Annotated in this window: 11 protein-coding genes; 1 reads left to right on the top strand and 10 read right to left on the bottom strand. The window is 52.9% G+C overall.

The genetic code is table 11. From position 1 onward, the window contains the following. Positions 1-19: 19 nt before the first annotated feature. Positions 20-715, top strand: a complete 696-nt coding sequence (gene queC, locus ACMGGH_RS10605; protein WP_193031416.1) for a 7-cyano-7-deazaguanine synthase QueC — start codon at positions 20-22, stop codon at positions 713-715. Positions 716-717: 2 nt separating this feature from the next. Here queC and ACMGGH_RS10600 read toward each other — a convergent pair whose 3' ends face one another. From ACMGGH_RS10600 to tig, 10 genes are all read right to left on the bottom strand, one after another. Further along, positions 718-1,047: an addiction module antidote protein gene (locus ACMGGH_RS10600; protein WP_028012165.1), complete on the bottom strand. Its 330-nt coding sequence runs from the start codon at positions 1,045-1,047 to the stop codon at positions 718-720. After that, on the bottom strand, positions 1,034-1,387 hold the full coding sequence (locus ACMGGH_RS10595; RefSeq protein WP_028012164.1) for a type II toxin-antitoxin system RelE/ParE family toxin: 354 nt from the start codon (positions 1,385-1,387) through the stop codon (positions 1,034-1,036). The genes ACMGGH_RS10600 and ACMGGH_RS10595 overlap by 14 nt, the downstream gene beginning before the upstream one ends. Before the next feature lie 47 nt (positions 1,388-1,434). Further along, positions 1,435-1,833 carry a YbgC/FadM family acyl-CoA thioesterase gene (locus ACMGGH_RS10590; RefSeq protein ID WP_025756175.1) on the bottom strand — a complete coding sequence of 133 codons (399 nt, stop codon included), beginning with the start codon at positions 1,831-1,833 and terminating at the stop codon, positions 1,435-1,437. A gap of 97 nt (positions 1,834-1,930) precedes the next feature. Then, on the bottom strand, positions 1,931-2,311 hold the full coding sequence (locus ACMGGH_RS10585) for a helix-hairpin-helix domain-containing protein (RefSeq protein WP_028012163.1): 381 nt from the start codon (positions 2,309-2,311) through the stop codon (positions 1,931-1,933). A 148-nt stretch (positions 2,312-2,459) separates the two neighbouring features. Next, complete coding sequence (ppiD, locus tag ACMGGH_RS10580) at positions 2,460-4,331, bottom strand: peptidylprolyl isomerase (protein ID WP_028012162.1); 1,872 nt, start codon at positions 4,329-4,331, stop codon at positions 2,460-2,462. A gap of 212 nt (positions 4,332-4,543) precedes the next feature. Further along, positions 4,544-4,816, bottom strand: a complete 273-nt coding sequence (gene hupB, locus ACMGGH_RS10575) for a nucleoid-associated protein HU-beta (protein ID WP_002444653.1) — start codon at positions 4,814-4,816, stop codon at positions 4,544-4,546. 210 nt (positions 4,817-5,026) lie between these two features. Then, positions 5,027-7,381 (bottom strand): endopeptidase La, encoded by a 2,355-nt coding sequence (gene lon / locus ACMGGH_RS10570; RefSeq protein WP_023334706.1) that lies wholly within the window; start codon positions 7,379-7,381, stop codon positions 5,027-5,029. A 183-nt stretch (positions 7,382-7,564) separates the two neighbouring features. After that, positions 7,565-8,839: an ATP-dependent protease ATP-binding subunit ClpX gene (gene clpX / locus ACMGGH_RS10565; RefSeq protein WP_028012161.1), complete on the bottom strand. Its 1,275-nt coding sequence runs from the start codon at positions 8,837-8,839 to the stop codon at positions 7,565-7,567. A gap of 125 nt (positions 8,840-8,964) precedes the next feature. Then, positions 8,965-9,588, bottom strand: a complete 624-nt coding sequence (gene clpP, locus ACMGGH_RS10560) for an ATP-dependent Clp endopeptidase proteolytic subunit ClpP (protein WP_010428105.1) — start codon at positions 9,586-9,588, stop codon at positions 8,965-8,967. A gap of 260 nt (positions 9,589-9,848) precedes the next feature. After that, positions 9,849-11,147, bottom strand: coding sequence for a trigger factor (tig, locus tag ACMGGH_RS10555; RefSeq protein WP_008503318.1), 1,299 nt, complete (start codon positions 11,145-11,147; stop codon positions 9,849-9,851). Positions 11,148-11,443: the final 296 nt, after the last annotated feature.

The following is an 11,443-nucleotide window of genomic DNA, read 5'->3' as shown; positions in this document are numbered from 1 at the left end:
GTAACAGTCGAGATGATTTATGAAACGTGCCGTCGTCGTGTTCAGCGGAGGACAAGACTCTACAACCTGCCTGGTTCAGGCCCTTCATCAGTATGATGAAGTTCACTGTGTGACTTTCGATTATGGCCAGCGTCACCGCGCTGAAATCGACGTTGCCCGTGAACTGGCTCTCAAACTAGGGGCACGCGCGCACAAGGTGCTGGACGTTACGCTGTTAAATGAACTGGCCGTCAGCAGCCTCACCCGGGACAGTATTCCTGTACCGGACTACGAACCCGATGCCAGCGGCATTCCGAACACGTTTGTGCCGGGGCGTAATATTCTGTTCCTGACCCTGACGGCGATTTATGCCTATCAGGTAAAAGCCGAAGCGGTAATTACGGGCGTATGCGAGACCGACTTCTCAGGATACCCGGACTGCCGCGATGAGTTTGTCAAAGCGCTCAACCACGCCGTCAGTCTGGGGATGGCGAAAGAGACGCGCTTTGAAACCCCGCTCATGTGGCTAGATAAAGCCGAAACATGGGCGCTGGCCGACTACTGGGGCAAGCTGGATTTGGTTCGCAGCGAAACCCTCACCTGCTATAACGGCATCAAAGGCGACGGTTGCGGCCAGTGCGCCGCCTGTAATCTGCGCGCTAACGGGCTTAACCACTATCTTGCCGATAAAGCCGGCGTGATGGCCGCGATGCAGAAAAAGACCGGGCTTAAATAGGGCTACTTAACCGTGCTGTCGAACAGTTTCACACCGGCAGCACGGGTGACTTTCATCAGCGTTGTCAGCGTTGGGTTGCCGTTGTCTGATAAGGTTCGGTATAGCTGCTGACGAGAGAGGCCTGATTTAGCAGAAATTTCTCCGATGCCACCGCGTGCTTCGATAACCTGGCGGAGTGCAATGAGATAGGCAGGGATCCCCTGGTCTTCATAGATTTCTTCCAGGGCTGTTTGCAAATAACGCTGAGCGTAGGAAGGATTCTCTCGTAGCATTTTCACAACAGCATCATGATGGCTAACAGAACTCGAATATTTTCGTTCAGTGGCGCTCATTCGATTGTCCTTTAATTTGATGATCTTTCCAGTAATCTATTGCCAGTTTGATATCCGCTTTTTGGCTCTTTTTGTCACCACCGATAAGTAACAATAAAACCTGCCGATTCTTTACTGCAAAATAGATTCTGTAGCCGGGGCCACTGTCGACTCGCATCTCCCAAACACCTTCCCTGAGGTATCTGTAATCGCCAAAATTACGTTTTATTGCGCGGTTGATCCGCATAAGGATCCGGAAAACCGTATCCGGATCCCTTCGATTCATTCTGGCTACCCACTCCTCAAACGGCACTTTCCCGTCACGGGTCCGGTAACGTTCAACAACGTAGTCCCTGTCCATTATTCTATCCCTGAAAAATCCTTTTGTCTTTTATAAAAGACAAAATCCTACGCGATCATCAACTCCAGCTTTTCCCGCAGCTCCCCTTCCAGCGGCAGCGCTTTCTGAGTTTTCAGATCGATACAGACAAAGGTGATCAGTGCATCAGCCACCACCTGCCCTTCTGGATCGAGCGTCACCACCTGGCTTAACACGCCGCTCTTGCCGTTTAGCTGTTGTACCTGGCTGGTCACGGTGAGCACATCGCCCAGCACGGCCGGACGGCGATAGTTGATGTTGATATTGACGACCACGAACGCAATGTTGTGCGCGGTCAGCCACTGAAAGCTTTCGCTGTTTTCCAGCCCGTCCCAGCGCGCTTCTTCAAGAAACTCGAGATAGCGAGCGTTATTGACGTGCTGATAAACATCAAGATGGAAACCGCGTACTTTGATTTTTGTCTGCATAGCGCAATAGCCTTTCATTGTTTTAGGATCAGAGGTCATAACTGGTATGACCTCTTTATCCTGGCAAACTTTTGCCGCAGTGCAAGAAATTGCGTTATTACAGTGTCAGGTGTGAGAGGTTGCGCTCAACCAGCGCGCTGCCCATGCCCGGAACCTGTTTGAGATCGTCGACCGTTTTGAATGGGCCGTACTCTTCACGATAGCTGACGATAGCCTGCGCTTTTTTCAGGCCCACGCCATTCATTGCGCGGGCGAGATCCTCTGCCGAGGCCGAGTTAATGCTGACCCGCGTACCGTCATCATCCGCATTTTTACCGGCGTCAGCCGCTTTGGTCTGCCCTTGTACCGGCGCGGCCGCGTCTGACTTGCTCTGCGTAGCCTGTGGTTTGGCGGCGGGCGTCGCCGCCTGCGCGCCCGCGCTCATCCCGGTGGTGGCAATAGCCAGCGTAATTAACAGTGCTTTGATTCCACATTTCATGCTGTTATCTCCTTGTTTGTTGACAGCCACGCAACGATAGCCGCCTGTGAAAACAGGCACAAACAGCAGATTGCAGAAATGGAAAAGGCCGCGAAAGCGGCCTTTAGTTTTTGCAGAGCGTTACGAAAATCTGCGAGCAGACACGTAATTACTGCTGCTGAGTCATGACATCGCCCAGCTTGATTTTGGCGTCTTTACGCAGGTTGCTCATCATGGCTTCGAAAGCAATCTGAGCATTGTTCTGAGTAATGCCCTGAACCATCGCCTTCTTCTGCGCTTCTGGCAGAGTGCCGGCTTTCACGTCGTCCAGCGCCAGCAGAACAACGTTACCCTGCATATCGGTGGTGGTACCGAAGCTTGGCTTGTCTTTTGCCGGCAGCGTCAGGCTAAACGCGGCCTGACTGATTGGGTCCTGACCGGTACGGCTCAGCGTTTTCGCCTCACCGAAGCTCAGACCTGCCGCTTTCAGCGCGTCCTGTTTACCCGCTTTCAGATCGGCCAGAATCTTCTCAGCGTCCAGTTTAGCCTGCTGTTCTGCTTTGTTGTGCTTAACCTGAGCGACGACCTGATCCTTCACTTCCGCCAGCGGTTTGACCGCTTCTGGCTTGTGCTCGCTGACGCGCAGAACAAAGGCGCGATCGCCGTCAACGGTAATGATGTCAGAGTTGCTGCCCGGCGTGCCGTTCTCGCCCACCAGACCACCGTTAAAGATGGCATCAGAAACCGGTTTGAAGTTCAGCTCTTCCGGCAGGTTGTCGCGACCAAACCAGCCGGTCTCAACCGCTTTCACACCCGCCGCCTGCTCTGCACCTGCCAGAGATTCGTTGTCGTTGCTGGCAGCATCGCTCACCTTCTGCTGCAGCGCGTAGTAGGCATCCAGGGCTTTTTCCTGTTTCACTTTCGCGGCAATATCATCACGAACTTCAGCCAGCGGCTTGGTTTTCGCCGGGGTGATGTCGTCCAGACGCACGACCAGGAAACCAACGGATGATTTAATCACACCAGACAGCTGGCCTTTCTCTTTCAGGCCGGCATTTTTCAGCTCGTCGGGCGTGGTTGCGTCTTCCAGCCAGCCCATATCACCGCCGTTTTTCGCAGAGATAATGTCGGTGGATTTCGCTTTCGCAAGGGTGGCGAAATCAGCGCCTTTGTTCAGCTCATCCAGTACCGCCTTAGCATCTGCTTCAGTTTTGGTCTGAATCACGCTGTAGCGGTTACGCTGCGGCTGAGTGAACTGATCCTGATGCTGGTCGTAGTAAGACTGGATCTCGGCATCAGACGCGCTTTCCTGCAGCGCAGCTGCATCCAGCTTGATGTAGCTGACGCGGAACTGCTCCGGAGAAACAAAGGCGTTTTTATTCTGCTCGTAGTAAGCATTAACGTCTGCGTCGCTCACCTGCTGTTTCGCCGCCAGGGCGTTCACATCAATGGTCGCTTCACGGACCACGCGCTGCTGGGCCACCAGCGCGGCCAGTTCGTCGGTTTCACCTTTAAGCATGAAATCGGTACCCACGACAGCGTTAATGAGCTGCTGGGTTGTCAGCTGGTTACGCAGCGCCTGCGCGTACTGATCCGCCGTCATGCCCATCTGGTTAACGATACTGTTGTAACGCGCGTTGTCGAATTTACCGTTAGACTGGAATGCCTGAGTGGCGAAGATCGCTTTTTTGACCTGTTCGTCGCTGATGCCAAGGCCCAGCTTTTTGGCATACTGATCCAGCAGCGCTTCGTCGATAAGACGGTTCAGTGTCTGTTGGCGCAGGGTTTTCATGTACCCTTCATTCGCCGCCAGTTCAGAGAATTGGTCGCCCAGCTGTTGCTGCATACGGTTACGCTCACCGGCAAAAGCATTCTCGAACTGACCACGGCTGATTTCCTGGCCATTCACTTTTGCGGCATAGTTCGCGCCACCGCCAATAAGGTAACTGCTCACGCCGGTCAATATGAACGACACGATAATGATACCGAAAATAATCTTGAGCACGAGACTGTTAGCAGCCGTGCGTAAGCTGTCCATCATGGTGTAACAACACTCCGCTGTAGGTGACTGGTTACCTGACGCTGACGGAAAATCCTGCCCGTCGCGCGTGAAGGCGTATTGTGACAAGAAAACGGGGCGATTGTCAGCCCACAACTCGCATAAACTCGCACAAATCAGGTCTGGACAAACAAAAAAGGCACATCAAACGATGCGCCCTTGTACTATCCGGCTTCCCTGAAACGGGAAAGCAATCAGTTTACTGCGTCTTTCAGCGCTTTACCTGCACGGAAACCCGGCACTTTAGCAGCAGCAATGGTGATCTCTTTACCGGTCTGAGGGTTGCGGCCAGTACGGGCAGCACGCTCTTTAACAGCAAAAGTACCGAAGCCTACCAGTGCAACGTCGTCCCCAGCCTGCAGAGATTCAGTAACAGAAGCAATTAATGCATCTAACGCACGTCCAGCTGCAGCTTTAGAAATATCAGCACCAGCAGCAATTTTGTCAATCAGTTGAGATTTATTCACTGTTCTCTTCCTCTCTTTATAATTTATATCGCGCCTGAGTCCTTCACAACGCGACCGCGCAGCAGTTATATCAGGCCTGCCATGACCTTACAACACCCGTTGTTGATGGCTGACCTGATCAGCAATCTAAATTAGCTATACAAAAAAAGGCTGGCAAGTGCGAAATGACTTACCAGCCTTGTTTTTATTGACGCTCTTTGCGCGAGGTCACTATTTTGCGGTTACAACCTGCATTCCGGAGGGTTCATTCTGCAGTGCGAGACTGAGAACTTCCTCAATTCGCTTAACAGGATGGATCTGCAGATCGGCAATCACGTTGTCCGGAATCTCTTCCAGATCGCGTTTGTTTTCGTAAGGGATCAATACGGTTTTGATCCCACCGCGGTGTGCCGCCAGCAGTTTTTCTTTTAACCCGCCGATTGGCAGGACCTGACCGCGCAGGGTAATTTCACCGGTCATTGCCACATCGGCACGTACCGGGTTGCCCGTCAGACAGGAAACCAGAGCGGTACACATGGCAATACCCGCGCTTGGGCCATCTTTCGGCGTCGCCCCTTCAGGAACGTGAACGTGAATGTCGCGTTTTTCGTAGAAATCCGGGTTGATACCCAGTTTTTCTGCGCGCGCGCGCACCACGGTCAGCGCAGCCTGGATGGACTCCTGCATCACTTCACCCAGCGAGCCGGTGTAGGTCAGCTTGCCTTTGCCCGGCACACAGGCGGTTTCGATGGTCAGCAGATCGCCGCCCACTTCCGTCCATGCCAGACCGGTCACCTGACCCACGCGGTTTTCGTTATCCGCGCGGCCATAGTCGAAGCGCTGAACGCCGAGGTAGGCATGCAGATTGTCACCGTTAATCACGATGTGCTTCAGGCTCTTATCCAGCAGCAGCTGTTTTACCGCCTTACGGCACAGCTTAGATATTTCGCGCTCAAGGCTACGCACGCCCGCTTCACGGGTGTAGTAGCGAATGATGCCGATAATCGCGCTGTCCTCGACGGTCAGCTCGTTGGCTTTCAGCGCGTTACGCTCAATCTGCTTCGGCAGCAGGTGCTGTTTAGCAATGTTCAGCTTTTCGTCTTCGGTATAACCGGAGAGGCGGATCACTTCCATACGGTCCAGCAGCGGTGCCGGTATGTTCATGGAGTTGGACGTTGCCACGAACATTACATCGCTGAGGTCGTAGTCCACTTCCAGATAGTGATCGCTGAACGCCACGTTCTGTTCTGGATCAAGCACTTCCAGCAGAGCAGACGCCGGGTCGCCGCGCATGTCCGACGACATTTTGTCGATCTCATCAAGCAGGAACAGCGGGTTTTTAACCCCCACTTTCGCCATTTTCTGGATCAGTTTACCCGGCATAGAACCGATGTAGGTACGGCGGTGACCGCGGATTTCCGCTTCATCACGCACGCCGCCCAGCGCCATACGGATGTACTTACGTCCGGTCGCTTTGGCGATGGACTGGCCCAGAGAGGTTTTACCCACCCCCGGCGGTCCTACCAGGCACAGAATTGGGCCTTTAATTTTGTTTACACGGCTCTGTACCGCGAGGTACTCAAGGATGCGGTCTTTCACGCGTTCCAGGCCGTAGTGGTCAGTATCGAGGATCTCCTGGGCCTGACGCAGGTCTTTCTTGACCTTGCTGCGGGCGTTCCACGGAACCTGCACCATCCACTCAATGTAACCGCGCACGACGGTTGCTTCAGCCGACATCGGAGACATCATTTTCAGCTTCTGCAGTTCTGCTTCGGCTTTCTCTTTCGCCTCTTTCGGCATCTTCGCCGCGTCGATCTTACGCTTCAGCGCTTCGTTTTCGTCCGGTGCGTCGTCCATCTCGCCCAGCTCTTTCTGAATGGCCTTCATTTGCTCATTCAGATAGTACTCACGCTGAGATTTTTCCATCTGCTTTTTCACGCGGTTACGAATGCGCTTCTCAACCTGCAGCAGATCGATTTCAGACTCCATCATCGCCATCAGATATTCCAGACGTTCGTTAACGTCGGACATCTCCAGCACGGACTGTTTGTCAGCCAGCTTCAGCGGCATGTGTGCAGCGATGGTGTCCGCCAGACGCGCAGGATCGTCGATGCTGTTCAGCGACGTCAGCACTTCTGGTGGGATTTTCTTGTTCAGCTTGATATAGCCTTCGAACTGGCTAATCGCGGTACGTACCAGCACTTCCTGCTCGCGCTCATCAAGTTCAGGCGAATCAAGGTACTCTGCCTTGGCAGAGAAGTGTTCGCCATCGTCTGACAGCGTGGTAATACGCGCACGCTGTAAGCCTTCGACCAGCACCTTCACGGTGCCGTCCGGCAGCTTCAGCATTTGTAAAATAGAGGCCACGGTCCCGACGGTGAAAAGATCGTTTACACCCGGCTCATCCGTTGATGCTTCTTTCTGGGCCACCAGCATGATTTTTTTATCATGATCCATGGCGGCTTCGAGGCAACGGATAGATTTTTCCCGCCCTACAAATAAGGGTATGACCATGTGCGGATAAACCACCACATCGCGCAACGGCAATACGGGGATTTCAATGCGTTCAGAACGCTCAGGATTCATAGAGCTCTCTCTTAGTTTAGTGTCCGCCAGGTAAGCTGGTCATGTCACAGTGCTTCACATAACCATTAACATGTATCCAGTATATGGGGATGTTTCCCACACATTCAACGCTATGAATACGGAAAAAGTAAAGGGGAGATAAAATCCCCCCTTTTTGATTAACTGCTTGTATGATTTGGTGAATTATTCGCCAGATGCCTGCTGGGCTTCCGGTTTACCGTAAATCAGCAGCGGCTTGGATTGGCCGCCGATCACGGACTCGTCGATAACCACTTTTTCGACGTCTTCCATCGACGGCAGATCGTACATGGTGTCGAGCAATGCCGCTTCAACGATAGAGCGCAAACCACGCGCACCGGTTTTACGCGCCATCGCTTTCTTGGCAATCGCATCCAGCGCTTCGTCACGGAATTCCAGCTCAACGCCTTCCAGATTGAACAGCGCCTGATACTGCTTGGTCAGCGCATTTTTCGGCTCTTTCAGGATCTGAATCAGCGCGTCTTCGCTCAGCTCATTCAGCGTTGCCACAACCGGCAGACGGCCAATGAATTCAGGGATCAGACCAAATTTGATCAGATCTTCGGGCTCAACCTGCGAAAGCAGTTCACCTTCGTTGGCTTTCTCGGACTTCGCCTTCACCGTTGCGCCAAAACCGATGCCGGAGCCGGTTTCAACACGGTGGGAAATGACTTTATCCAGACCAGCAAACGCGCCGCCGCAAATAAACAGGATCTTGGAGGTATCGACCTGCAGGAACTCCTGCTGCGGATGTTTGCGTCCACCCTGCGGCGGAACGGCCGCAACCGTACCTTCGATCAGCTTCAGCAGGGCCTGCTGCACGCCTTCACCCGACACGTCACGGGTGATGGACGGGTTGTCTGATTTACGGGAGATCTTGTCGATCTCATCAATATAAACAATCCCGCGCTGTGCTTTCTGAACGTCGTAATCGCACTTCTGCAGCAGCTTCTGAATGATGTTCTCAACGTCTTCACCCACATAACCGGCTTCGGTCAGGGTGGTGGCATCCGCCATGGTAAACGGAACATCCAGCAGGCGCGCCAGGGTTTCCGCCAGCAGCGTTTTACCGGAGCCGGTTGGCCCGATCAGCAGAATGTTACTTTTGCCCAGTTCTACGCCATTGCTGGTGTCGCCGTTACGCAGACGTTTGTAGTGGTTGTATACCGCCACCGCCAGCACTTTCTTAGCCTGCTCCTGACCGATGACATAGTCGTCAAGGTGATGACGAATCTCATGCGGCGTTGGCAATGCGCTACGCTCACGGTGCGGCGCAACTTCTTTAATCTCTTCGCGAATGATGTCGTTACATAAATCGACGCATTCGTCGCAGATATACACGGACGGCCCGGCAATCAGTTTACGCACTTCATGCTGGCTTTTGCCGCAAAAAGAGCAGTACAGCAGTTTGCCCGAACCATCTTTGCGTTTATCTGTCATGAGTCCAAACCTCTTTTTAAGTTCTTTGTGCCGCACATGACGACGCAAATGCCATTCTAAGACGCGTGTGCTTTAAGCAGCGTGCCGCCCTACCTTAGTATAGCGGCACACTCGCGTCGCGGGCATCAATTACGATGGGTCAATACGGAGTCGACTAAGCCGTACTCAACTGCCTCTGGAGCAGAGAGGAAGCGATCGCGCTCGGTATCGCGCTCGATCTGCTCGAGAGGTTGACCCGTATGCTGCGCCATAAGTTCATTCATGCGCGCTTTTACTTTCAGAATTTCGCGGGCGTGGATTTCGATATCCGTCGCCTGCCCCTGGTAACCCCCCAGCGGCTGGTGAATCATCACGCGGGAGTTAGGCAGGCAGAAACGCTTACCTTTCGCCCCTGCGGTTAACAGGAAGGCCCCCATGGATGCAGCCTGCCCCATACAGATAGTGCTGACATCTGGCTTGATGAACTGCATGGTGTCATAAATGGACATGCCCGCCGTAATCACACCGCCAGGCGAGTTGATGTACAGGTAAATGTCTTTTTCCGGGTTTTCCGCTTCCAGGAACAGCATCTGCGCCACGATCAGGTTAGCCATATGGTCTTCTACCTGGCCGGTCAGAAAGATAACGCGTTCCTTGAGCAGACGGGAATAGATATCGAAAGAACGCTCACCGCGTGAGGTCTGTTCAATAACCATTGGCACCAGCGCCATATGGGGTGCAAAGTTATCTCGTTCGCCACTGTATGACATTTCCGTCTCCTGGTTCAAAATTGAAAACACCTGCTGTACTGATTGTAACCTTATGGACGGATTATCAGCCAGTCTCAATCATCGTGATTACATACTTATGGGGTTCGCCACGCCCTATTTCAAGCATAACAACCTTTTGTTGTAACGCTAACACTGAAAGGGCGTTTTAGCACCCTTCCAGAACCCATGCAGCGATAAAAAAAACCCGTCGCCGGAAGGCAACGGGTTTTTTGTTCAAACTTTAAACCGTTAGAGCGAAATTACGCCTGCTGGTTCATCAGTTCGTTGAAAGAGGTCGCTTTTTCGGTCACTTTCGCTTTCGCCAGTACCGCTTCAACAGCCTGCTCTTCCAGTGCGACGTTGCGCATGTTGTCCATCAGCTCTTTGTTCTTACCGTAGAACTCGATCACTTCTGATGGATCTTCGTATGCAGACGCCATCTCTTCGATCAGGCCCTTCACACGCTCTTCGTCAGCTTTCAGCTCGTGGGTACGAATCACTTCGCCCAGCAACAGGCCAACAACAACGCGGCGTTTCGCTTGCTCTTCGAACAGCTCGCGCGGCAGTTCCATCGCTTGCTGCTGGTTGCCACCGAAGCGCTGTGCAGCCTGACGGCGCAGCACGTCGATTTCGCTGTCGATCAGGGCAGCAGGAACGTCGATTTCGTTCGCTTTTACCAGACCTTCAATCGCCTGAGATTTCACGCGGTTACGCACAGCACCGTTCAGCTCGCGCTCCATGTTCTTACGCACTTCGGTACGCAGGCCAGCAACAGAACCATCTTCCACGCCGAAACGCTTGATGAACTCTTCAGTCAGTTCTGGCAGTTCGCGCTCTTCAACTTTCTTCAGGTTGATGACGAACTTCGCTGCTTTACCTTTCAGGTTTTCAGCGTGGTACTCTTCAGGGAAGGTCACGTCGATGGTGAACTCTTCGCCCGCTTTGTGGCCTTTGATGCCGTCTTCGAAGCCTGGGATCATACGACCCTGGCCCATTGCCAGTACGAAGTCAGACGCTTTGCCGCCTTCGAACTCTTCGCCGTCTACAGAACCGGTGAAGTCGATGGTTACGCGGTCTTCCGCGTCAACAGCGCCTTCTTTCTCTTTCCAGTTCGCCTGCTGCTTACGCAGGGTGTCCAGCATGCCGTCAACGTCTTCGTCAGTCACGGAAACGATCGGTTTTTCAACTTCGATAGATTCCAGGCCTTTCAGCTCAACTTCCGGGTACACTTCGAACTCTACGGAGTAGGTGAAGTCTTCGCCCAGTTTGTATTCGCCTGGCACGTAGTTTGGCGCGCCGGCTGGATTGATTTTTTCTTTGATGATCGCGTCGATAAAGTTGCGGCTCATCAGTTCACCCAGCACATCCTGACGCACGGAAGCGCCATAACGCTGAGCAACAACATTCATTGGTACTTTGCCCTTACGGAAGCCGTCAATACGTACTTTTTTTGCTACGTTGACCAGCTCGCTTTTCACAGCAGTTTCGATGCTGTCAGCAGCGATAGTAATCGTTACACGGCGGCCAAGGCCTTGAGTGGTTTCAACTGAAACTTGCATCTTGTTACCTCAAAAAAATCACAGTGCTCGGTCAACTCTGAATCTGTCTGTTATACCGGGATGCTCTCTTAGTGCAGATTCACATTCCCTGTCGCCAGAATCATCCCGAAGACATTCAATAAGACGCGGCATTATAGCGGCATCACTTAGGTGAGTCGAGAACGGTTGGAGCATGTTGCTGCGGCTTTTTTCACACTTTAAGGCTATTTTTAGCCTTAAAATCGCACCATCCGCTCAAAACTCAGACAAAACAAAACGGCCCGGAGGCCGTTTTGAGGAAATCTGTAAGCAACATA

The organism is Enterobacter sp. BNK-16, assembly GCF_048684955.1.
Taxonomy (GTDB): Bacteria; Pseudomonadota; Gammaproteobacteria; order Enterobacterales; family Enterobacteriaceae; genus Enterobacter; species Enterobacter bugandensis.
The sequence above is the reverse complement of the archived record's forward strand: the minus strand, read 5'-3'. Positions and strand labels throughout refer to the sequence as shown.

Bases quoted from the DNA above. Each gene is read 5' to 3' on its own strand.
- queC (WP_193031416.1), top strand. From the start codon at position 20: ATGAAACGTGCCGTCGTCGTGTTCAGCGGAGGACAAGACTCTACAACC.
- ACMGGH_RS10600 (WP_028012165.1), bottom strand. From the start codon at position 1,047: ATGAGCGCCACTGAACGAAAATATTCGAGTTCTGTTAGCCATCATGAT.
- ACMGGH_RS10595 (WP_028012164.1), bottom strand. From the start codon at position 1,387: ATGGACAGGGACTACGTTGTTGAACGTTACCGGACCCGTGACGGGAAA.
- ACMGGH_RS10590 (WP_025756175.1), bottom strand. From the start codon at position 1,833: ATGCAGACAAAAATCAAAGTACGCGGTTTCCATCTTGATGTTTATCAG.
- ACMGGH_RS10585 (WP_028012163.1), bottom strand. From the start codon at position 2,311: ATGAAATGTGGAATCAAAGCACTGTTAATTACGCTGGCTATTGCCACC.
- ppiD (WP_028012162.1), bottom strand. From the start codon at position 4,331: ATGATGGACAGCTTACGCACGGCTGCTAACAGTCTCGTGCTCAAGATT.
- lon (WP_023334706.1), bottom strand. From the start codon at position 7,381: ATGAATCCTGAGCGTTCTGAACGCATTGAAATCCCCGTATTGCCGTTG.
- clpX (WP_028012161.1), bottom strand. From the start codon at position 8,839: ATGACAGATAAACGCAAAGATGGTTCGGGCAAACTGCTGTACTGCTCT.
- clpP (WP_010428105.1), bottom strand. From the start codon at position 9,588: ATGTCATACAGTGGCGAACGAGATAACTTTGCACCCCATATGGCGCTG.
- tig (WP_008503318.1), bottom strand. From the start codon at position 11,147: ATGCAAGTTTCAGTTGAAACCACTCAAGGCCTTGGCCGCCGTGTAACG.